Below are 22839 nucleotides of genomic sequence, written 5' to 3' on the forward strand. Positions count from 1 at the left end.
TTAATATAATTTTTTATCAGAAAATTTAAAATCCTGTATTTTGGGCAGGGGCCTTATTAAAACTCTTTTTTTTCTTACGCTCAGTGCTTTGGCTGAGCCGGATATTTCATCCGTTTCAGTTCTGATCCCGGTAACCAGATCAAATTTGGTTTCTGTAAATACTGTTTTTTCATCAATATAGCCTTTTGTTGCATTATTAGTGAGTTTATCGACATAGATTAATTCAAAATTGCCGTTATTATATTTGAAGTCGTAGGTAATATTCCCGCCTTCAATTTCACTCCTCATTTTTAAGATCCCCTTTTCAATAGAGAAATCCGGAATTTGATATCCATTAAATTTCCCCTGGTTTTCAACCGGATATTGGGGTTCTATGATCTTGGTTGAAGATACAGCCAGAGCTAATTTCCCATTCGGCTGGGACAGAAAAATATCTAATCTTAACGGTCTTGTTTTGTCCACTGTATCCATTTTCACCGTTATTCTATCCATTTTGCCGTCATTATTTAAATCTCCATGTTCTTCTCTGACCTGGTACGTATAATGCTCTTTAGGATTACTGTTTTGGGCCAGTAAGTTCAGGGGGACCGAAAGTAAAATGAATATAAAATATATGCTTTTCACAGTTTCACTCATTATTTTAGTTTTTTCATTAATGATATTATAGCTGATAGACGGTTATTGAGTACTAACATTTTCTGCCCTCACTCAACTTATCCAGGATCAATTGCAATATAACAGGTCACCGGAGTGCATCTTACCTATGACCTGGCTGGCGTACTCATTTTTTATAATATAAAGGAAAGCTTTTATCTGAGATTTCTTTTCCCCGCCATTCCGACTCGCATGGGTCTGCCCAGCTTCAATCTTCATTGTATGGCTGCCATCGTCACCCACTATACAATATTTAATGATCCGGTCTCCTAAACGCCAGGTATAGATATCATATGACTTAATAAAGGTTTCTCTGCTCACTTTTGACTTTCCATATTTCTCATCCAATAACTCTACAAACTTTTTAGTTTCTTCTAAAGAGATCTTTCCCGCAACCGCATTAAAAACCATCATCTTACCATCAGGAGTGGTGGCAAAATTGACGGCATTAAAATCAAAATCGTCAAACCTTGCCAGCACATCTTCATAAGAAAAAATTTCCTGCCTGTATTCAATCCGTACGGGCTTTTCACTTCCTATAAACGCTCCGTCAGAAATAGTATCAACACCTATCACCTCAGATTTTATCTGGTAATAGTTGTCATACGTTTTGTACTTATCCTTATCTGAAAAATAGGCAGACGCCTTATTATTAAAATTGAAGTCCTGTAACTCTATGGCCTTTTCCTTTTTACAGCTTGTCAGAAAAAGTAAACAGATTAAAATAAGGATGATTTTTTCCATGCTTAATGTTGGCTAAAGTTTATTGCGATCCCGAAATGAAGTCACCTCTAATATATAAAATTATATTGGTCTTATATATAATTTATTTTTAATCAAACAATTAACAAACCATTGAGCCTTCTCCAGTCCAATAGGAAAAAGACAGTAACGAATAAATATTTATTCTTTGAGGTAATAAAAAACAATGTTAGATGGTCTTATCTTTACATATACAATAACCAAACTATCATTAGTATGAAAAAACTTAATCTATTACTATTGCTGTCTTTATCCCTCAATATTTTTGCACAAAGTGTTAAGGATAAAATAAAATCATTTGAAAACAATCTTCTTAGCTGGGATACATCGAAAAATAAAAAATGGACTTTAAAGGAAAGAATGGCTTTCTACAATATGAATGCAGTAAGTATCGCAGTCATTAAAGATTATAAAGTAGAATGGTCGAAAGCATACGGTTTTGCGGATGTTGGTGAAAACAGGCCTGCCACGACTCAAACGCTCTTCCAGGCGGCATCTGTCAGCAAATCTATCAACAGTCTCGGCATTCTGAAACTGGTTGAACAGGGAAAATTAGATTTGGATCATGATATAAATAATTATCTGAAAACCTGGAAATTTCCATACGATTCTGTTTCTAAAGGGAAAAAAATCTCCATTGCGAATCTTTTAAGCCATAAAGCGGGACTGTCTGTTCATGGTTTCGGAGGTTATCAGAAAGGGAAAGATCTGCCAACGGTCATACAGATTCTCAATGGGCAGAAGCCTGCCAATTCTCCTGCGGTTCGCTCTGTGTTTGAACCTGATCTTAAATTCCAGTATTCAGGTGGCGGAACCACAATCACCCAGCTGATCCTTGAAAATACCACAGGGGAAAAGTACGAAGATTTTATGGGGAAAAATGTATTAGTACCCTTAGGAATGAACGAAAGTTCCTACAGCCAGCCTCCATCTCAGGATAAAAAAGAATTACTGGCAACCGCCTATAATGACGGAAAAGAAGTAGAAGGTAAATATCATATCTATCCTGAAAAAGCAGCCGCCGGTTTATGGACCAATCCCAATGACCTGGCCAAATACATCATTGAAACCCAACTGTCACTAGCAGGAAAATCAAATAAAATCCTGTCCAAAGAAATGTCTGTAAAGAGAGTTGAGAATAATTACGGTGTATTTCTGAATGATTTCAAAGGCACAAAATACTTCGGCCACAGCGGTGGAAATGAAGGCTTTGTCTGCTACTATATCGGAAGTGTTGAAGACGGAAACGGCCTGGCTGTGATGACTAACGGTAATAATTTTAAATTAATCGATGAAATTCTTTTAAGCATTGCCAGTTTGAACCATTGGAAGGATTATCCGATAGAGCCTCAAAAAGAATCTATCAGACTGACAATCAGAAAAGAATGCTTAAAAAATATTGACAAAGGAATTGCTTTATATAAAAATCTTAAAAAGACTAAGCCTGATGATTACAATTTCTCTAATGAAAACGAGCTGAATGACCTTGGCTATGAGCTTCTGAGAGATCATAAAACAGACTCGGCAATTAAAATTTTCAACTTAAATGTTGATGAGTTTCCAAATTCAGGAAATGTTTACGACAGTCGCGGTGAGGCTTATTTTAATAAAAAAGAGTACAGCCTGTCAAAAAGCGATTATGAGAAATCGCTGAAACTTGATCCCTCCAATAATAACGCAAAAGAAATGATTTTGAAAATCAATCAAATGCTGTCTGCTAAAAATTAAACCAGATTTTTATTATTAATCCTGGTGCTGTTTAAACTTTTTGCTGCAATCCATACTACAGAATCATTAAACGCAAAGAAAATGCATGGAAGCAAAGGAATTTGGCAGTGAAGGGTTCCAATAAAATTGCGGTGAAGCTTACCTGATTCTGATTGCTCTGTAAAAATGTTTGAGGCCAATATCCTAGTTAAAAAATCAAATGGCGTCACTTAAGTGGCGCTTTTTTATTCTTTTTGAATACCGAATCAGATAGGTATCAATTTAGAATTGAATACAGTTTTAGAGCTTTCTCAGTCATTCTTTCCCATTCTCTTTACAATTACTCTTCTCAGCCTGTCTTCATTTCTGTCACCCCAGGATCCTAATGCAGAAATGACAGGAATTAAGGTTTTACCAAAATCTGTAAGGTAATATTCAACTTTGGGCGGAACCTCAGCATAGATTTTCTTTGTAACAAGTTCGTGCTCTTCAAGTTCTTTCAACTGGATATTTAAGACACGCCTTGAAGCATCCGGAATTTTACGCTGTAATTCGCTGGGACGCAGATGACCTTCATTGATAAACCACAGCAGACGGATTTTCCATTTGCCGTAAAGGACTTCGCCAATAAGGTCAAGGCCACAGTTTAAATTCAAAGGTATTTTTCTCTCATGCATACACAAATTTAGCCCAATGTACCCAATTGCACAAGAGGGGAAAAAATTATCCCTATGCGATTCCATTTTCCGTTATTGCCTGAAAAAGTGATACTTCCGAAATTTGTACCAAAGAATTCTACAATGGAAAATCTATTCAATTACAACAATGAACTTCAGGGTAAAATTGCCCTGGTAACAGGAGGTACAAAAGGAACCGGCAGAGCTATAGCAGAAAGATTGTTACAAGCTGGCGCAACGGTTATTATCACTGCAAGAAATTCACCTGAACAAGAAAACAGCAACCTGTATTTCATTCCTTCCGATTTGAGTACAGCAGAAGGAACTCAAAAAGTCATCAGCGAAGTGCTGTCAACTTATGGGAGGCTGGACATTCTTGTGAACAACCTGGGTTCTTCATCTACACCTGCCGGTGGTTTTAGCGTATTAACTGATGAAGACTGGGAGTCAACCCTACAGGCTAATCTGCTGGCTCCCGTCCGACTGGACAGAGGATTTTTACCCCAAATGACAGAGCGCAAAAGCGGAGTCATTATTCATATTGCTTCAATCCAGGGTAAACTGCCTCTGTACGAATCTACTTTGCCGTATGCTGCGGCAAAAGCAGGATTGATCAATTACAGTAAAAGTTTATCAAATGAAGTGGCACCAAAAGGTGTTCGTGTTCTGACTGTTTCGCCGGGATGGATCAGGACAGAAAATGTCAAAGTATGGCTGGAAACAATGGCCCGGAATTCGAAAACCTCTGTTGAGGAAGCCCAGCAAAGTGTTCTGAATGCATTGGGCGGAATACCTTACGGCAGACCTGCCGAACCGGAAGAAGTAGCTGAATTAGTAGGTTTTCTTGTTTCACCGAGAGCTCATTATTTAACAGGAACTGAATTTATAATCGATGGCGGGACAGTGCCTACCATTTAATCATCTTAAAAATTAAAACAGAATGAATTTACCCAACATCATCTCAGAATTAGTGAAAGCCCAAAACGAATTCAACAGTGCAGCCTATGCCAACTGTTTTGCTGAAAATGCAGAGGTATTTGATGAAGGCCAAACCCACCACGGAAAACCGGAAATTGAAAAATGGATTGATAAAGCCAACAAAGAGTACAGAGCCACTATGAAGCCAATAGATTACAACGAAAATGAAAACATCCTATCTGCAGAAGTTGCAGGGACATTTCCGGGCACCCCTATTGTTTTGAAATATCATTTTCAGTTGTCTGAAGGATATATTCAATCTCTGAAAGTAACAGATTAACCGTGTAATCATCATATAAATTGAATACTTTAACAGCATGCAGAGGCAAGCAGATTGCCATTCTTTCTTAATTGGCTCACCCGAACCCAATCATGAATAAAAGTATTTGAAAATACGTTCATACTGGTCACAAAAAATGGCATCACTTGTCTTAAGCGATGCCATTTTTTAATACTAATGAGTATAAATACCTCTATCCGGTTTTTCCTCCTTCCCGTATGGTTTTAAATTTTGATTCTAAAAACCTTAAAAGGCTTTTTAAATTCTTCTTTTCCTTTATGAAACCAGGGCATTAGCTGAATCTGTGAATTGGAAATATATAAATATCCATCGTCAGAAATACTATAGCTGTCAGGCCATATCAGCTTTTCGTCATCTTTTACAATCGTATGCATTTTCAGATCCGGTGTTATTTTCACAATTGAATTCTTCTCCAGATCTCCCAAATAAAGGTTTCCTTTTTTGTCGAAAATCATTCCGTCCGTTGTGATGAATTTCCCTAAATCTTCCACACTTTTGTTAAGTACTTCTTCAGTTGTTCCAAAATTCCTCAACAGCTCAGTTTTAATTCTGTACAGACGGTTATCAGTAAGCGGTTTGTAATATAAATACTGATTGTCAGGAGTCAGGGCAATTCCATCTGAATTCACTTTCAACAAAGAACCGTCGTCTTTCCTGAGTTCCGTTCCCAACGGAGTAAAATGATAATTCGGATCTGATTGCACAGAAGGAGAATTGGCTAAAACCAATCTTGATTCCCCGTTTTTGATATTTAAAACAACAATTCCTCCGGTATTTGAATTGGTTAAATAAGCAAAACCATTTTGATTATCGATACGGATATCATTAATATAAACATCTTCCCCTACTACACTGCCCGGAAATCTGTAGATTCTTTCAATTTTATTCGTTTCCAAATTGATTTTCACCACTTTACTGCTGTTCTGATAAACCTTTCCAAGGCCAATTCCGGCTGCATCTACCACCCAAAGAAAACCTTTGTCATCAGCCACTACCGATTGTACGGTTACGAATTTATTTTGTCCGTCCTCACCCTTTTGGAAACTGTTCCATTCTTCGTCAGGATAAGGAACAGGCTTACCGTTTTTCACCTCAACAACTGAGTAAGAATGAGTGTCCAGCCAATACGGATAATTCACAAAAACCCTATTGTCTTTTGCAACAGCAACACCGGTCAACTGGTAAGTGCTGTCTGAGAAAACCTCTTCTAAAGGTGCATTTTTCTCTGCTGAAGTTTCAATGTCATTTTTTGCATCTGCCCTGTTGGGAGATTTATTACAGGCTACCAAGGAAATCAATGCAGCTGCCCAGAATGTTATATTTTTAAAATTCATTTTTATTTTTTTATCATGTTGATTACAGACTAATTACGATTTTCCCTACTGTTCTTCCGGTTTCCTGTTCCAGATGTGCCTCTCTCATTTTATCGAAAGGAAATATTTTGGAAACATGCGCTTTAATGGCACCACTTTCCAATAAAGAAGCAATCTGCTTCATATCTTCTCCGCTGGATTGTACGAGAATAAAATACCCCTTTACTCCTTTGGATTCTGCTTTAGAAGTGACCTCTTCATTCAATCCGGTGGGGATACTGATCATCGAACCGCCTTCTTTGATCACTTCCAAAGAATGATCGATATTGTTCCCGCCAATCGTATCCAATACAAAATCAAAGGTTCTTCCTGCTGATTTCCAATCGAAACCATGGTAATCGATATGTGAATCTGCCCCTAAGCCCAGCACGAAATCTTTATTTTTCGCAGAAGAAGTTCCCGTAACGTTTGCGCCCAAATGTTTGGCAAGCTGCACTGCAATATGTCCCACACCTCCGGAAGCTGCATGAACCAAAACATTTTGACCCCGCTGAATATGGGCATGATGAACCAAAGCCTGATAAGCGGTAAGAGCTACCAACGTTGCAGCAGCAGCCTCTTCAAACGAAATATTCTCAGGTTTTAACGCCAATTGAGCAGCCGGAGCAGCAACATATTCTGCATAGGCTTTTCCGTGTCCCGGGAAATTGACCATCCCAAAGACCTCATCTCCCACTTTGAAATCCGGGCTTTGGGTTTCTTCTACAATTCCGGAAATATCCCAACCCAGGATCAATGGGTTCTCTGTTTTGATTCTTCCGTACATTCCTTTTCCTGCACGGCTTTTTACATCAACCGGATTGATGCTGATGGCTTTTACTTGTATCAGCACCTCGCCTTCGCCAATCGCCGGCTTTGCCAATTCTGCATATTCCAGATTTTCTACGCCTCCTGCTTCTTTTAATACAATTGCTTTCATAATATTGTTGTTGGTTGGATGTTATTTAATGTGTTGAATATAATTTCTCTGAGCTTTTGCATTGATTTTCCCAGATTTGATTTTAATGATTTTAACAAGTCAAAAGTACCCCCATTCTATCTTAATAAATAGTACATTTCCCGCTAATAACAACACAGATTTACAGAAATGAAAAAGACTGTTTCAAAAGTAAAACAGCCTCAGCCCAAAAGGGTTTTAATTGATCTGGGACTTTCTGAATTCCAAAGGTTTCATTCCCGTTTGCTTCTTGAATAATCTTGTGAAATAAGAAGCATTTTCAAAACCCAGTTCGTAGGCAATTTCTGCAACTCCTTTTTCTCCCAGCCTCAACAGGTTTTTCGCTTCAGAAATCATAAAAATATGGATAAGTTCCATTGCTGTCTTTCCGGTTTCCTGCTTTAATAAATCACTCAGATATCTTGGCGAAACAAAAAGCTTTTCCGCTAGAAATGCTACATTAGGCAGTCCGTTTGTTTCAAGCAGACCATTCTGTATATATTTTCTCAAGGCATCATTAAATTTGGAAGCAGTCTTTCCGCTCACCTGCGTTCTGTCTGTAAACTGCCTCTTGTAATACCGCTGCGCATATTTCAGGATAGAAGAGATATGGCTCAAAATAATATCACGGCTGTATTCGTCAGGATTATTAAAATATTCTCCCTGAATTTTCGAATAGAGCTCTAAAATAATCTGTTCTTCTTTTGGAGAAAGATGGAGAGCTTCCGTCACTTCATAGTCAAAAAAACTATATTTTTCTATTTCCTTGAAAAGCTCATGCCCGTTCAGATAATCTTCATGAATCATGAGCATATATCCTTTCTCTTCAAATTCAAGATTTTTCATCTCGATAATCTGTCTCGGCCTGGCAAAAAAAAGACAACCGTTATCATGATCATATGGTGTTCTTCCGTACATGAAAATACCTGACTTTATTTTTTTGAAAGCAATCACATAACAGTCTGCTGTAAACTCCCTGTTCCCTAATTTACATTCAGACAGACAGCCAATCATACTGAAAAGCGGATGTTCCGGAGCCTCCCAGTGATTGCCTAAATGTAGTTCCGTAAGGGTTTTATAATGTTGCATTGGTTTAATTTTATCTAAGTTAAAAATAATTTGCCGGAAGCAGGATTATTTTATGTCAAAAAAAAACTGATATATCCTGCAGTAAGAGTCTGACTGATAATAAGGGCCATGTACCACATCATTTAAAATGACAGGCTGTATGGCAGGTTCATTTTTCATTAACGGAAACCTGCTTTCTGTTCCAACCTGATATCATGGCCCTCAGAGGATTGCTGCTTTTACAGTGGTTTATACCGTTTTTAATTAATACCCGTGTGCGGCAATACTCACCTCTTTCCACTTCTCAATATCTTCCAGTCTTTTCTTATACACTTCATGGATGGCATGGTAAGCAATCTTACCGAACAATAATCTTTCCGGAGGATTCTGATTGTCAATAAGATCTAAGACAGGCTCGACTGTAGCTTCCGGTTTTCCCCAGATTTCAGGATTATCTCCGCTTTCAGCAAAAGCTTCACGTACCGGATTGTAATCAGCAATATCCGAAGAGGTCTGGACTGCTGAAGCACCTGCCCAGTCTGTTGCAAACCCGTTAGGTTCAATTAAAGTGGTTTTGATTCCCAAATGAGCTGTTTCAGAACCGATGGTTTCAATCAACCCTTCAACTGCAAATTTTGAGGCATTGTATAATCCTAAAAGGGGTAAAGTCGTCAATCCCAAAAAGCTTGAAATCTGAATAATATGCCCGCTTTTCTGTTTTCTCATGACTGGCAAAACCGCCTGTACAACCCACAACGAACCAAAGAAGTTAGTTTCCATCTGTTCCCTCGCCTGCTGTTCTGTTGTTTCCTCTGCTGTTCCGAATAAGCCAAAACCTGCGTTATTAATCAAAACATCAATTCTTCCAAAATGTTTTTCAACCTGATCTGTTACCTCAAAGACTTCTGAACGGTTGTTGACATCCAGTTTTAAAGGAAGGATGTGGTCTCCATACTGGTCTTTCAAATCCTGCAAAGCCGAAATATTTCTGGCTGTAGCCGCTACCTTATCTCCTCTTTTCAAAAGTGCTTCAGCCCATAATTTTCCGAATCCTTTTGATGCTCCTGTAATAAAAACTATTTTACTCATTTAATTTTTTTTGTTATTTAATGAAGCAAAGTTATCATCAGGCATGGGGAATAAATAGTCCGTTTCAGCTGAAAAATAGTACAGAAATACGTTTTAAAATAAAAAACATATTGTTTTGATTATAATAATTAAATTTGTTCTATAATCAAGAGTAAATGTTCGATATTTTCCTAAAGTACCTTACCGATAAAATAGCACTTTCTGAACAGGAAATACAATTGATAGAATCTGTCTGCACATCTAAAAAACTTCGCAAAAAACAATTTCTTTTACAGGAAGGTGAGGTCTGGCATTATAATGCTTTTATCTGCAGAGGCCTGGTAAAAACTTTTTCCATCGCTGAAAACGGAACGGAACATATCATAAGCTTTGCCCCCGAAAATTATTGGACTGGTGACCGCGAAAGCCTGATTAATGGGACACCTTCCCGTCTTAATATCGATGCAATTGAACCTACAGAATTGATTATAATAGAAAAGTCAGATTTTGAAAAAATCTGTGCAGACATTCCTCAGCTCAATCAGCTGATGAATCAGATTATTCAGAAAAGCTTTATTGTTTCCCAGAACAGGATTTTAGCAAATATCAGCTTTACAGCAGAAGAAAAATATCAGAATTTTCTCGAAAAGTATCCTCATATTGTCAACCGTATTCCACAGCATATGATTGCTTCTTTCATTGGAATCACACCGGAAACCCTTACCAGACTGCGTAGAAATAGGATTAAGAAATAGAATATTCCATTTCATTGACATTTGTTTGCTTTTTTTTCAAGCTTTTATCAATGGAAAAAGCCTCTTTACAGCAGCATCTTTGTCTTGTTAAAACAACAGTTAAAAATAAGACAAAATGAATAAGACCGTTTTTATTACAGGAACAAGTACAGGTTTTGGAAAATTGACAGCAACAACACTTGCGAATGAAGGCTATACAGTGATTGCCGGAATGCGGGGCACTTCAGGAAAAAATGAAGCTGCAGCCAAAGAACTCGGAGCCCTCCCCAATATTGAGGTCGTTGAAATGGATGTAACTGACGATCATTCCGTAGCTGATGCTTTCGGAAAAGTACTTCAAAAATATGGTAAAATCGATGTGCTGGTCAACAATGCTGCCGTTTCAGGTTTCGGATTGCTGGAAGCATATAGCCTGAACAGAATCCGCCAGATGTTTGAAGTCAATTTCTATGGCGTTATCAGGACTTACCAGGCAGTATTACCTTCTATGAGAAAAAATAAGAGTGGATTAATTATCAATATTACTTCCGGAGCAAGTGCTCATACCTCTCCTTTTATGATTCCCTATTTTGCATCTAAATTTGGGGTGGAAAGTATTACTGAAGGACTGCAGGATGAGTTAAAACAATTTAATATCGACAATGTTTCCATACAGCCGGGAGTTTATCCAACAGAAATGAATTCGGGTGAAAAAGCTGGTGTCAATGCAGATCAACCGGAAATTTCAGCGCTTTATGATCCGGTAGCCACTGAGCAATTTAATGCGATTGGGGCTGCATTATTTGGCAAAATGAAAGTGTTTAACATGAATCCGCAAACCATAGCAGACGGAATATTGGAATTGATTAGAATGAAAGAAGGCTCCCGTCCTTTACGTTTTCCACTTGATGCTGTAGCACAGGGAACAGATCTCGAATTCATCAATGCAAGAGCGGCATTGAAAGCAAAATGGCTTGCAAAATACAATGAATAATTAACACATTAATGATAGAGCAGAAAGGTTGGAATGTTTTTGTTCCGACCTTTTTATTTTGATGATTTTCTAGTATGCCTTTTGAATACTGCGTTATAAAAATGCTTTGTCTTATTCTTTTGTTCCCCTGAATTGGCTTGGTGAAATCTGCAGCCTTTTTTTAAAAAAGGTACTGAAGTGAGAGGGTCCTTCAAAACCCAAACTGTATGCAATATCAGAGATCGCCCATGAACTGTGCTTGAGCATTATCTTAGCCTCCCGAAGTATACGTTCTGATATGATGTCAGATGTTGTTTTTTGTGTAACTTCCTTCACCGATTTGTTGAGATGATTAACATGTAAAGCCATCTGCATGGCAAATTCTGACGCTGTACGTAAATGTAACCCATTGAGTGTATTACGAATTGGAAACTGATTTTCCAGAAGTTCCATGAATAATGCTGTAATTCTGTTTGCAGCAGTATTCTTTTCTATAATAAGCTGAGAGGAAGGCCGTATTTTCAAAGCAAAATGTATCAACTGTAAGATGTGGTTTCGGATAACATCATCCTTAAACTCAAAATTTGATTTTTTTTCACTCATAATATCAGTGAAAATTTTTATCAGAGTATCTTTTTCTATTTCATTCAATTCAAAAACGGGATAACCGCCTGCCTGAAAGACCGGATATTTTTTTAAAGATCCAAATTCATTAAAATAAGATTCCGTAAAAATACAGCTGAACCCCGATTGTTTTGTTTCTAATGGCTCCCAGTTATATGGGATTAGAGGATTTGCAAACAAAAGCCCGTTTTCGAGAATCTCAAAACTTTTATCAGCATAATGAATTTTACTCTTTCCGGTAACGACACAAATCTTAAAATAATCTTTGCGTCCGTATGTTATTGTATTGGCATATTCTGGAGAAAGTTCCTCAATTCTGAAAACATTGAAATGTCCCTCTTCCTTACTTAAGTCAGGGGTTTTAATGAATTTATATTTTGCATAATATTCTTCTAATGTCTCCGGCTTTGTCATTTTTAAAAGCATCAACCGCTTCAGTATAAGGTTTGCACTAACAAAACTAATGATTTTTTGCATACAGGTATTTTAAGAAAAATAAATAGTCCGAATAGGACTTATCCGGACTATTTTATAATTGCGGGTTTAATTTTGGACGAATTCACTTAAAGGAGCATTGATGGCTTCCAGGGCCACCATAGGATTCCAGAAATCCACATATTTCAAAATATTCCCTTCCGTGTCGGTGGTCACTACTGAAATATATTTTTGATGATAAGGTTTGCCTGTGGAGATTGCATGCCCTTTGCTCGTAAATTCTGCGATCACAAGCGTAGGATCTTCCGTCGCATGGAAGTGAAGATTTTGAAACTCTACTTTAAAGTGTTTAGGGAAGTTTTTCATATATTCAAATAATTCTTTTCTCCCTTTTACTTTTTGAGGAAAATCTTTCGGGCCATACGGAAACTCCAGCTCACCATCTTTTTCAAATAGGTTTACCCATTTCTCAATTTGACCTGTAGATAAAAATTCCAGGTGATTTTTAAATGCATTTTGTGCTGTGGCCTTGATTTGTTCTTTACTTTTCATTGTGGTTTAATTTTGTTATTACATCAATTGATCCTGACTTTCAGGTCAATTTTCTATGACAAAATTAGTCTGCAGTTGCAGTCCGCAGTTTTAAAAAATCAAAGCATTATTTTAACAAATCAATCATTATTTATTTTTTTGATTTTTAATCTGTCGATTAGGGGATTTAATTTATTAAAAAATCTGCTTTCATTAACAAACCAGGTATTTTTCATCTGTTTTTTCAGCAATACAATTCATTTCATATATGCTGTCTGAGGTGTTCTTCAAAAGAAACTAATTCCTGTTCAATCTCTGGATTTTTGAAAACATCATAGAAGGCAAATGTCGGTAACGGCTGAACCCCCACAAACTGAAGTGTCGCTGTAAATGGTTTCGTAAATTCTTCCATGGAAAAATTTTCTAACAGTTGCCCGGAATTTCCAAATGTTTCCTGTGGTGCATTCCAGGTATTGACAATAATCCCTTTAGATTTCAGCAGCCCGCCGGTTCCATAGTTTCCGCCATTATTTCTGCCATCTCCCATATAGATTTTGCCATAACCGCTCATCAAAACCTTATCAATATAGTCTTTTGTCTTTGCAGGCATTCCAAAACCAGTTGATCGGAAAATGAAACAGGATGACATCGGCATTCACCCACTTTTCGATTTCCTGAGAAATTTCATAGCCATTATCAATAACGGTTTCCAGAATTTCATATTCTTTTTCGCTGAACACCTCTTTACTTTTTTCAAAAATTGTTTTGTTCAGATTTCCTTCTGCAATTTGCGGCCATTTGATATGCCCGTTGATTATTAATGCTTTCATTCAGCTATAAATATTTGCCCAGGTTAAGTTCTACATCGCCATATTTCTGCAACCCCTGATCCAGCAGCTTTTTGATTCTCGTTCTTGCTTCCGGTTCTGTCAATGATGCAAAAAATCGGGTCTGGGTTTCCATAATATGCTCATTTTTAGGAATAATAGCTCTTTCATTCATAATAGATTTTATAGCTGTAATGATTTTTTTGTCAAATGAAGCAATTCTGTTGGCAAGATTTTCTACAAAAGCGTCAAGCTCATTATCAGGAAAAGCTCTGTTGATCCAGCCATAGCTCGCTGCCGTTTCAGCATCATAATCATCACCGCTCAAAATAATTTCCAGAGCTCTTGCTTTTCCGGTCAACAAATGCAGGCGTTCCAGTCCGCCACCGCCAGGAAAAGAACCAATTCCAATTTCAGGCTGTGCAAAAACAGCTTTTTCCTTACTGGCAAAACGCATATCAAAAGCCTGGATAAACTCGCTTCCCAATCCTCTTGCTCTTCCTCTGACAGATGCAATACTTACAAAAGGAGCCTGTTCCAGACGTTTGGCAACATCCGGCCATGAAATTGAAAGTCCTGTTTCTCCGGTGCCTTTCGGAAATTCAAATATATTAACCAATTCTGCATGGGCAACGTAGAAATCCGGGTTGCCACTTTCAAAAACCACAACCTTCAGATTTTCATTGGCTTCCAGCTCTTCCATTGTCGTTCTCAGCTGAACAGAAAACTCAGGATCAAAAACATTTACGGGAGGATGATTGATGACCACTTTCCAGTAGCTTTCACTTATTTTTTGTGTTGTAAAAATCATAGTAATAATTTTAAATGATATTAAATTTTTAAGACATAGCTTATCTGTCTGTTCAAAATTAATTGGACAGACCCGGGATTTTTAACACAAATCAGGGAATATCTTATACTTTTCTCTGATTTCTTATTTCTGTTGGAGAAATGCCTTTAGCTTTTTTAAAAAATCTTGAAAAATAAGGAACGTTGGTAAAACCCAGCTGATAAGCCACATCACTGATATTCATGTCTGTTTGCAGCAATAAAATTTCGGCCTGTTCAATCAAAAAATCCTGAATGAAACTGATCGTACTTTTTCCGGTTTCTGCACGGATAAGATCTGTAAGATAATTGGAAGACATATTGAGCTCTTCAGCAACAGAGGAAACTGTGGGAAAATTTGAAACGGGTTTTGAAAGATCTTTATAATGTTTCTGCAGTAAGCTTTTTAATTTTGAAGCAACTGAAATGGCTTTTGTGGCTTTATCTTTAAATTGTCTTTCATAAAAAACATCTGCGTAGGAAAGAACAGTATTTAACAGAGAAAGAATAATATTGATGTTTGCTCCGGCTTTATTTTCAACCAACTCCATATGAATTTTTGTAAAAAGCCAGGTAATCGTCTCCTCTTCCTGCGCCGTCATCAATAACGCATCATTGATCTCATAACTGAAATATTTATACTGATTGATTTTACCTGCTATCGGATTCTGCCTGATCAGATCAGGATGAAATACAAATGCATAACCGTCCCAGAAAGTCAGACTATCCCAGGAAACAACCTGTCCCGGCTCACTGAAAAGCATCAACCCATTCTCTGTATAATATTTATTCTTGCCGTAAAGAATATCTCCGGTGAAATTTTTCTTCAGTGAAATTTTAAACAGGTTAACCTGAATCTCGCCGCTTGTCTGCGGAAAATTTGGAATGGCCTGCTTACAAACTCTGCTGTCCATCAACGGATGCAGTGGTGCGGACAGATTCAGATATTTATTATAGTTCACTAAATCGCTAAAGGTTTTCATATAAGCAAAGTTGCAAAATTGTTTTATAATCTGAATATAAAGTTTTAAAGATATAATCTGTGAAGGATGAGTTTTAGAATCCGGTTTTAATCTGGCTCAAACTATCAAATATCTACAAAAGTGTTTAAATATATGCTCTGGTAACTTAAAGAGACAGCTATCCAATAACGGTCTCTTTTTTATACTATAAAATCTAATTTATTAAAAGCTATTTATTCTACAATTCGATCTTAAAAAATGGATTGCTATTAATTAAAAGACTCCCAGTCAATATTGTCTTTTGCCCACTGCTCAGCAGAAATGGTCTCAATACCATTTTTAAAATTATAGGTTGTCTCTAATGGCCAGGAAACACCTTTTCCTGCTCCGAATATTGAACGGTACTTTTTAACAAAATTGGAAGGATCATTTTTAAGATCATTCTGTATCTCTGTCATATCAGAAAGCGTACGATTATATTTTTGTCCTGACAATGACTCTGCGATATCAGCTAATTGTCCATAAGTAATTGTGTCTCCACCGATATATACGACTTTATCCTCTATTAAAGGTTCTGCAAAAAATATCTCAGCTGTCAGCTTACCAATATCCTCCGGTGTGGTTACTGTAACTGCAGTGTCCCATCCGCCAATAGCATTGATTGATTTTTTTTCTAAATCCAAAACACCAAAGAAAGGTTCAAAAAGATAGCTGGTAAACATCCCTGTGGAAATAATAACCCATTTTGTGGCATTTTGTGATCTGAGAAGCTCCCGGACATCAAGCTGTTCATCAAAAAGATCCTGTGCACTGCCTCGTCCTATTACTTCAAAATCAACTCCAAACTGCCATGGAAAATATCTTTTGACCCCAGCATCCAGCACAGCACTGGCCAGCTTTAGCTGAAAACCTCCCGCACCATTTCCATATCCTGTACAGGAAACAATAGCGTCATAATTTTTAAAAATTGACACCAGTTCAGAAGACGGAGCAGACAGATCCCCGGGAAGTAATTCTACCCCCAATTCTTTAAGTTCTGTAATATTCTTTTTCTTATTGATATCTTCAGTATTAATCGTTGCTTCTCTCAGCAGCACTGTAACTTTTGTATTGCTATACTTTTTAGCTTTTTTGGCTAATTGACGGATGACAGGCATTCCTAATTCACCTGCTCCCAAAACTAAAATTGATGTATTATTCATTTTAAAAAATTTAAGGTTCAAAACTCTGATCTAACCTGATACAATAAGTTCATTTCCCTGAGCAAAGTTACTATGATCAGATAATGAAAACAATAAGGCACCTCGTTGTGAGCTACTTACACAGATGTTAGTTTTTTGATTGATAGTCAGATTATTTTAAATAATACAGAAAATACTTATACGACAACATGATCTATACTAACAAATTCATTTTATTATACACCTTCTTTTGTCAGAAAAATCTATCTTTAAACAGCAATAACATGTTTTAATTATGGATAGACTGATGACAGATGCCGAAATCGAAGAAGCCTGGGATGACATCTGCAAAGTACTGAATAAAGACCAGGATGAACTTAAGCGGGATATAGTAAGTCATATTGGTAATAAATGGTCACTTTTTGTTCTCCACGCACTGGGAATAGACGGTAAAATGCGCTTTTCAAATTTGGAGAACCATATCAATGGAATCAGCCAGAGAATGTTGACAAAATGTTTACGGGAATTGGAAAGAGACGGATTGATCTTAAGAAGTGTATATCCTGAAGTACCTCCAAAGGTGGAGTACGAATTAACATCTCTGGGTCGTGGCTTACTGATTCAGGTTACTCCACTTTGGTTGTGGATCGCCCGTCATAGTGAAGAACTTAAGAGTGCACGAGCAAATTATGAGAAATAAATCAACGGGAAATTAAGAAAGAATGCACTGTTAATACTTTCATCAGTATACACGCTATAAAGCCCACAATCAGAAATTTTTCTTTTTCCAACTGTGGGCTATATATCAAATCAGTGATCATGCTTCTTTACCAGACAAAATCACATGGCTGCTCTCTTTCTGCAATCACTCTGCGTAATTCTGTAATATACAATCTTACAAAGCAGCCCGGTTTAATATTATATATGGGCTTATTATATATTCTAACTTCCATCGGGGCACCATATTTGTCAAAATTGTAAATGACAATCTGTTGTTTTGGGTAGATTTCTTTGAAGTTAACCGCCATTTTAATCTGTTCTCCGATAATATGGATCAGTCTGTTTCTGTCATCTACTTCAAGCAGCCCGGAAGAATCAATCTGATATTCGTGCGGATCTAACCTAATGGTATAATCAGATTTATCGTTTACAATTTCATCTCTGAGATCAGCTACTTTACCATTAGGAATAAATATTGTATCCGGGTTTTCATCGTTCGATTTAAAGTTTTCACTGGCTTTTATGGAACCTTCAACCACTAACTTATCAGCATCATTGGCCTTTCTCCCCATTCCAAAGTTCTGTATACCCCAATGATAGTTTAAACCATCAAAGTCACTCTTCTTTGAACCATAACAATAATATTCTTTTCTTTTTGTAGCGACCTGTTTACCCTCTTTGCTATCGATAATACCTGACTCACCTCCAAAATAATCATCTGCAATGACCAGCCCTGATCCTGTATTTACTGTAAAATCCAAGTTCAGCTGTAAGCTGTACTGGGTCATATAATTCCACTTCTGAATATCTGTGAGTGTAAAATCTGCATCTGTCCAGAATTTATACCATGGTGTAGTCCAGTTTCCATCAATTCCTTTTCTGATTTTGAGCATCGGAATTCCGGAGCCATTAATACCACTCTGATTTGCAAATGCCAACTGATAGGACGAATCTCCTGTAGAGGCAGTTGTACCATCCCAAGGCGAATAAGTCATGATACCAGCATAATTTCCTGACGCTCCCAAGCCCGCACTGTTAGACTTAGCAAAATCAAATCTAACTCTTTTTGGGGTAGCATTAGGAGCAATATCATCTGCATTTCTTGATCCGTCCCTAGATGTAACGAAAAAATTGGTAACGGTAACAGCATTATTTCCGCTTATACTTAATTGCTGCCCTCCTTCATTTTCAGGAGCAGTGCCCAATACAATCTGATTTTTGTTGACAGCATGGCTTCCAAGCGTCCCATTGGGAATAACAGGACTGTGGGTAAATGTTTTTGTATCGCTTATTGTTTCAACTCCATTTTTTCCAACGAACATATTTAAGGACTCATTCTTCGTATAATAATTGGATAGTGCCGAAGTGGTAAGATATGATGCATTGGCATGGTTTCCCCAGTTAAATGCAGTATTCCAGTTGCTTACATCTGTTCCGGAAAAGTCATTTGAATCCCAGTCTTTTGTCCAGGGATACCAGTTTCCACTATAATAATATCTCCTGTAAACATCATTGCTATTTGCATAGGTAGTATATTCCTGAACAATATGGGTTGCTGTGTAGTACACTCTTAATTGTCCCGCTAAGGCTGCAGGATAATTATTTGCAGAAGTTGCATTGATGTTTACTGTCTGAACCCACCATCCTGTAGAAGTAATACTGTTCAGATCTACTGTAGAGCCCAAAACACCTCTGTAGAGAAAACCTGTATTATATGCTGATATCCAATCGGAAGAAGTTCCGTCATTGAGCGTTGTAATTCTACCGGTATTATTAATTTTTACAACCTCAGTTAATGTCGGAACATTTCCATTCGTACCGGTAGCACTCCCATAATTAAATGAAAAGTACTTGTGATTGTTCACTGAAAGTCCCCATGAATTTAAGGCTCCTCTTGGCTGAATAAAATCGGTCCCATTAAATTGTAAATTCTGCCCCAGCCACACCCCATAGCCATGCGTTGCATTAGCTATATTCGTATGGAAAATAGCAGATCCTGTTGTTGTTTGATTGCCAAACAGTAAATTATAAGCATCTACAAACTGTGTGTTATTGGCATTGATAACTACCTGACCTGCCATTACGGAATCTCCCTGAGGCCTCAGATACACAACTCCCGAAGTCCCATCTCCTGAGATTAATGTAAACGTAGAACCCGTTCTGATTCTATTGACTCCTATTCTCTGAACCAGAAGTTCACCTGCTGTACTGTTAATACTTCCTGCAACTCCTATATTACCGGATGTATAGCTGTTACCGGCAACATGAAGCCTGTATCCATCCAACGGTAATGAAGACCCGCCTAAACCAATTCCTACTCTCTGGTCTGAGGTCCAGAGGAGTGCTTTAGTGGCATTGTAACTTGTCGCTCCAAAGTAGCCATACGTCATTTTTACTGTACCATCCGCATCCACAGCCCCAAACCATGCAACAGCATCTACCACCCCATTAGATCCGCTTAATTGTAAAATATCCCTGGCAAATCCTGACGCCGTAGTGATTGCAGATAGATCTTTTTTAATTGTACTATTTACAGCATGATTAAACGTAAGGGTACCACTCATCAAGTCTCCCGATCTATTAACATAGGAATTATTATCCAGAGAGCCGTCCGCTTTTAAAAACTGGGCAGCTGTACCACCCGTCACTTTATAGCCTTTAGAGCTGTTATAATATGCGTATTTTACATCCATTCTAAATATCTTTACGGGTTACTGTTACGGATACAGTATTAGGCAAAGCAGAATCAAATTCAATATCTATTTTATTCGGATCAGTTAATTTTATTCTGCCGTCAATTTTGTAAAAAGTCACCGTATCATACATGGCAACATCTACATTTCTGGTTCCTAAGTTGTGAGCCACACTTGCAGTTCCAGAAATAGAAGTAGTGTATGATTTTACTGTGGTATTTCCGGCTGTTACCCTACCTTTGGAATCAACAGTAACCTCATCATAAGTCCCGGCAGCTACACCCGTTGCACTTAAAGTCAACGCTGAAGTTACATTGGCAGAACCGTCAAATGTAACATTCCAGCTTCCGTCACCTGTAGCCGCTATTGTTCTCGGTGTTGTCAGTTTTGCAGCTGATCCGGTGGTATTGATTGATGCTATTCCTGTCAGTAATGTTGCAGGCACAGCGGTAACAGGAACCACTACGTTTCCGGAACCGTCAATGTTCTGTGCCGTAGCTGTAACTCCGGAAAGTGTAATAGTTCGTATTGTCGACCATTTTGTAGCGGAAAGAACGCTTTTCGCAGCGTCTGCCGTATTATCAACATTACTTAACCCAACATGAGACTTATTCAGAACTACCACTCCTGTTAATCCATTGACAGAGTCTACAGCTCCGGAAGTGATATACACGAATGTTGTTCCCGTCCATCGGTAAGTTTTGTTAGTATCCAGAGATACATAAATTTTGCCTGTTTCCCCGGTGATAAGGTTAGTATAAGCAGCTTCTTTATAAAACTTTCCGTCAGCCACTTTATAATATCCTTCCAAAACATCATCCACATAAGATGGCAATTGGGATGCTGGGACTTGCCCGGATGCATCAAGAGCTGCTACTCCATTCGCTGCACCTTTTTGTGATAACGGGATATAATTGGCCAGATCCGAAGCGGTAGCCATAGAGCCCAGATACACCGTTATTCCGTTGGTTGTCTGACTTATTCCGGTAACCACATTCCCCGTACCTGAAGTAGTGACCGGCAAGGAAAATGTAGTCCCCGTAAGTGTCAGACCATTGCCCGCACTGTAAGTCGTATCCGTAGAGGTTAATGTGATGGTACTTCCAGTCTGGCTAATCGAGGTATTGGCTCCTGCTGCCAGGGTAATATCCCCGGATACCAAAGATCCTGAAGCACCACCTTTCAGGCGGGTAATTGTGTCCGGTGTTGTAAATGATCTGTTGGCTGAGAGATCATAAGAGGTACCATTAATCGTTAAAGTCCGTGTTTTTGGTACATAATCTAAAGGATTTAAATTTCCATCATGCCAGAAAGAATTGATTGATCTTGTGCCACCGCCGGCAGTTAAAATATCATTGTCTGTTTTCCCTTCTATTTTATATCCAACAGAACTTCGATAATAAGCGTATTTAATGTCCATAACTATATTTTTTTAATTGTTAACTGAATGATGTTTGGGGGTAATGAATCAAATAGTACTTCAATATTATTGTTGTCTATCCTCTTCACTTTAAGGGGAACTGTAAACATGGTAACGGTGTCATAAGCATCCATTACAAAACTTAATGTATCAAGATCATGTTTTATTCTGGAGTCCCCCTTAACTCTTTCTTCATGCTTGATTTTCTCGGAACTGGCAGCATCTTCGATCTTTTTAATTTTATCATATACCAAATCATTAAACTGATTTTGATAAGTGACCGCACCCCAGTTTGAATATATTCCGACAAGATTGATTTTATCATCCGAACTGCCTCCGATAACAGCCTGTTTAAGCAATTCTATCTCCTCTCTGTTCTGTTTGATATAGCCTACGATTTCCTGAAGCGTATCAAGATCACCATCATCAGACACCAGTATTTCATTCATTTTCGAAAGATGCTCAAACAATTCATCATCCTTTGCCTGAAATACATTCACAATTTCACCAATCTGCTCTTTTGTATAGACGTTTCCGGTGTTTCCATCTCCATCGATAGTAGCAGCTAATTTGATTTCTAATTTTTCTTTCCATTCGTTTATATTGGCTGCAGTAAGATTGGAAGCGTTGCGTTTTGCCAGTACTGAAGTATGTGCACTTTCATCCTCCAGATGATTGGTAAAAGCCTTAATAGAGAGTGTTTCCTGAAAAGCTTCAGTTAAGCCTGACACTTCGTTTATTCTGATTTTTTCATCTATATGACGGAATGAAGAAAAGGTCTGTTTAAATTGGTATTCTGTAGGTATATCACCTTTTTCAAACCAACTGAAAATTATATTTAATGGTGTACTCATCTGATTGAAATTAATTTTGATAAAACTGATAATTCGAAAAAACCTCTATAGGGATTATTAGACTAATGGAATTATATTTTTTGAGTGATTTTTTTAAATTATCTCTCTTTTACCATTCCATCAATTTGTGAATTATTTATTTTATATGGTCATCCCCAGAAAGACCATACATTTTGTCAATGTTATCAACAATATCACGCACGCTTTTTCTGCAATACCTTCTGTTTATTCTCCTGATAGATGATATAAGTAAGTTGTATGATGATACATCCAGAATCTCAAATTCCATCCTTCCTGCACTCTTACAGAAGTTTTCTGATCCCTCTGTCCAGTAGTTGCAGCAAGCTTTATTTTTCTGAATTGAGGCGATATTGTTGTGTAATTACAATGTTCAAAATTCATTTTTTTTAACTTCATATGAAAGCTTTTTGCCCCTTCTGTTCTGTAGTTGCAGTGGACTTATATTCTAAAATCCGGTTAAGCCCTTTATAATGTTAAGCTTTAGACTAAAATATACTTCGCCCCTTTCAAG

The 22839-nt window shown here is 37.6% G+C and carries 24 protein-coding genes; 6 read left to right on the forward strand and 18 right to left on the reverse strand.

Features of this window, described 5'->3' with window-relative positions; translation table 11 throughout:
• A complete protein-coding gene (locus tag AC3FI7_RS08210) occupies positions 1–636 on the reverse strand; it encodes a hypothetical protein (RefSeq protein ID WP_491461803.1) in 636 nt (211 codons plus the stop codon).
• Positions 637–723: 87 nt separating this feature from the next.
• The gene (locus AC3FI7_RS08215) at positions 724–1398 is read right to left on the reverse strand and encodes a hypothetical protein (protein ID WP_491461804.1); all 675 of its coding nucleotides are present in this window, start codon (positions 1396–1398) and stop codon (positions 724–726) included.
• Positions 1399–1632: 234 nt separating this feature from the next.
• Here AC3FI7_RS08215 and AC3FI7_RS08220 point away from each other — a divergent pair, with 234 nt between their 5' ends.
• Positions 1633–3144 carry a serine hydrolase gene (locus AC3FI7_RS08220; protein ID WP_142724383.1) on the forward strand — a complete coding sequence of 504 codons (1512 nt, stop codon included), beginning with the start codon at positions 1633–1635 and terminating at the stop codon, positions 3142–3144.
• Positions 3145–3434: 290 nt separating this feature from the next.
• Here the strand turns inward: AC3FI7_RS08220 and AC3FI7_RS08225 are convergent, their stop codons facing one another.
• A complete protein-coding gene (locus AC3FI7_RS08225; protein WP_142724382.1) occupies positions 3435–3800 on the reverse strand; it encodes a winged helix-turn-helix transcriptional regulator in 366 nt (121 codons plus the stop codon).
• A gap of 54 nt (positions 3801–3854) precedes the next feature.
• Between AC3FI7_RS08225 and AC3FI7_RS08230 the strand changes: the two genes are divergently transcribed.
• Both AC3FI7_RS08230 and AC3FI7_RS08235 read left to right on the forward strand, forming a co-directional pair.
• Positions 3855–4718, forward strand: a complete 864-nt coding sequence (locus AC3FI7_RS08230; RefSeq protein ID WP_491461805.1) for an SDR family oxidoreductase — start codon at positions 3855–3857, stop codon at positions 4716–4718.
• A 22-nt stretch (positions 4719–4740) separates the two neighbouring features.
• Positions 4741–5058 (forward strand): nuclear transport factor 2 family protein, encoded by a 318-nt coding sequence (locus AC3FI7_RS08235; protein WP_491461806.1) that lies wholly within the window; start codon positions 4741–4743, stop codon positions 5056–5058.
• 224 nt (positions 5059–5282) lie between these two features.
• Here the strand turns inward: AC3FI7_RS08235 and AC3FI7_RS08240 are convergent, their stop codons facing one another.
• The 4 genes from AC3FI7_RS08240 to AC3FI7_RS08255 all read right to left on the reverse strand — a co-directional run bounded on the left by AC3FI7_RS08240 (position 5283) and on the right by AC3FI7_RS08255 (position 9546).
• The gene (locus AC3FI7_RS08240; protein WP_491461807.1) at positions 5283–6413 is read right to left on the reverse strand and encodes an L-dopachrome tautomerase-related protein; all 1131 of its coding nucleotides are present in this window, start codon (positions 6411–6413) and stop codon (positions 5283–5285) included.
• Positions 6414–6435: 22 nt separating this feature from the next.
• Complete coding sequence (locus AC3FI7_RS08245) at positions 6436–7371, reverse strand: NADP-dependent oxidoreductase (RefSeq protein WP_343658941.1); 936 nt, start codon at positions 7369–7371, stop codon at positions 6436–6438.
• A gap of 216 nt (positions 7372–7587) precedes the next feature.
• On the reverse strand, positions 7588–8478 hold the full coding sequence (locus AC3FI7_RS08250) for a helix-turn-helix domain-containing protein (protein ID WP_491461808.1): 891 nt from the start codon (positions 8476–8478) through the stop codon (positions 7588–7590).
• A 243-nt stretch (positions 8479–8721) separates the two neighbouring features.
• A complete protein-coding gene (locus AC3FI7_RS08255; protein WP_343658942.1) occupies positions 8722–9546 on the reverse strand; it encodes an SDR family NAD(P)-dependent oxidoreductase in 825 nt (274 codons plus the stop codon).
• 155 nt (positions 9547–9701) lie between these two features.
• On the opposite strand from AC3FI7_RS08255, the gene AC3FI7_RS08260 reads away from it, so the two are divergent.
• A complete protein-coding gene (locus AC3FI7_RS08260) occupies positions 9702–10280 on the forward strand; it encodes a Crp/Fnr family transcriptional regulator (RefSeq protein WP_491461809.1) in 579 nt (192 codons plus the stop codon).
• 115 nt (positions 10281–10395) lie between these two features.
• A complete protein-coding gene (locus AC3FI7_RS08265) occupies positions 10396–11253 on the forward strand; it encodes an SDR family oxidoreductase (protein ID WP_491461810.1) in 858 nt (285 codons plus the stop codon).
• A gap of 111 nt (positions 11254–11364) precedes the next feature.
• On the opposite strand, the gene AC3FI7_RS08270 is transcribed toward AC3FI7_RS08265, so the two are convergent.
• The 7 genes from AC3FI7_RS08270 to AC3FI7_RS08300 all read right to left on the reverse strand — a co-directional run bounded on the left by AC3FI7_RS08270 (position 11365) and on the right by AC3FI7_RS08300 (position 16641).
• The gene (locus AC3FI7_RS08270; protein ID WP_491461811.1) at positions 11365–12270 is read right to left on the reverse strand and encodes a helix-turn-helix domain-containing protein; all 906 of its coding nucleotides are present in this window, start codon (positions 12268–12270) and stop codon (positions 11365–11367) included.
• 129 nt (positions 12271–12399) lie between these two features.
• Positions 12400–12843, reverse strand: a complete 444-nt coding sequence (locus tag AC3FI7_RS08275; protein ID WP_491461812.1) for a nuclear transport factor 2 family protein — start codon at positions 12841–12843, stop codon at positions 12400–12402.
• 241 nt (positions 12844–13084) lie between these two features.
• Entirely contained in the window at positions 13085–13432 is a 348-nt protein-coding gene (locus AC3FI7_RS08280) for an NAD(P)H-dependent oxidoreductase (protein ID WP_491461813.1), read from the reverse strand.
• Positions 13404–13652 carry an NAD(P)H-dependent oxidoreductase gene (locus AC3FI7_RS08285; protein WP_491461814.1) on the reverse strand — a complete coding sequence of 83 codons (249 nt, stop codon included), beginning with the start codon at positions 13650–13652 and terminating at the stop codon, positions 13404–13406. The genes AC3FI7_RS08280 and AC3FI7_RS08285 overlap by 29 nt, the downstream gene beginning before the upstream one ends.
• A gap of 4 nt (positions 13653–13656) precedes the next feature.
• Positions 13657–14460 (reverse strand): enoyl-CoA hydratase/isomerase family protein, encoded by an 804-nt coding sequence (locus AC3FI7_RS08290; protein ID WP_491461815.1) that lies wholly within the window; start codon positions 14458–14460, stop codon positions 13657–13659.
• A gap of 103 nt (positions 14461–14563) precedes the next feature.
• Positions 14564–15460, reverse strand: coding sequence for a helix-turn-helix domain-containing protein (locus AC3FI7_RS08295; protein WP_142724371.1), 897 nt, complete (start codon positions 15458–15460; stop codon positions 14564–14566).
• 248 nt (positions 15461–15708) lie between these two features.
• Complete coding sequence (locus AC3FI7_RS08300) at positions 15709–16641, reverse strand: aromatic alcohol reductase (RefSeq protein WP_491461816.1); 933 nt, start codon at positions 16639–16641, stop codon at positions 15709–15711.
• 274 nt (positions 16642–16915) lie between these two features.
• Here AC3FI7_RS08300 and AC3FI7_RS08305 point away from each other — a divergent pair, with 274 nt between their 5' ends.
• Positions 16916–17320, forward strand: coding sequence for a winged helix-turn-helix transcriptional regulator (locus AC3FI7_RS08305; protein WP_142724369.1), 405 nt, complete (start codon positions 16916–16918; stop codon positions 17318–17320).
• 127 nt (positions 17321–17447) lie between these two features.
• On the opposite strand, the gene AC3FI7_RS08310 is transcribed toward AC3FI7_RS08305, so the two are convergent.
• From AC3FI7_RS08310 to AC3FI7_RS08325, 4 genes are all read right to left on the reverse strand, one after another.
• Entirely contained in the window at positions 17448–20033 is a 2586-nt protein-coding gene (locus AC3FI7_RS08310) for a pyocin knob domain-containing protein (RefSeq protein WP_343658948.1), read from the reverse strand.
• Between the two features lies 1 nt (position 20034).
• On the reverse strand, positions 20035–21453 hold the full coding sequence (locus tag AC3FI7_RS08315; protein WP_185150436.1) for a phage tail protein: 1419 nt from the start codon (positions 21451–21453) through the stop codon (positions 20035–20037).
• A 2-nt stretch (positions 21454–21455) separates the two neighbouring features.
• Positions 21456–22307 (reverse strand): hypothetical protein, encoded by an 852-nt coding sequence (locus AC3FI7_RS08320; protein WP_343658949.1) that lies wholly within the window; start codon positions 22305–22307, stop codon positions 21456–21458.
• Between the two features lie 225 nt (positions 22308–22532).
• Positions 22533–22724, reverse strand: coding sequence for a hypothetical protein (locus tag AC3FI7_RS08325; protein WP_491461817.1), 192 nt, complete (start codon positions 22722–22724; stop codon positions 22533–22535).
• Between the last annotated feature and the right edge of the window lie 115 nt (positions 22725–22839).

The sequence above is a fragment of the Chryseobacterium sp. TQ-BC-N36 genome, from assembly GCF_058382295.1.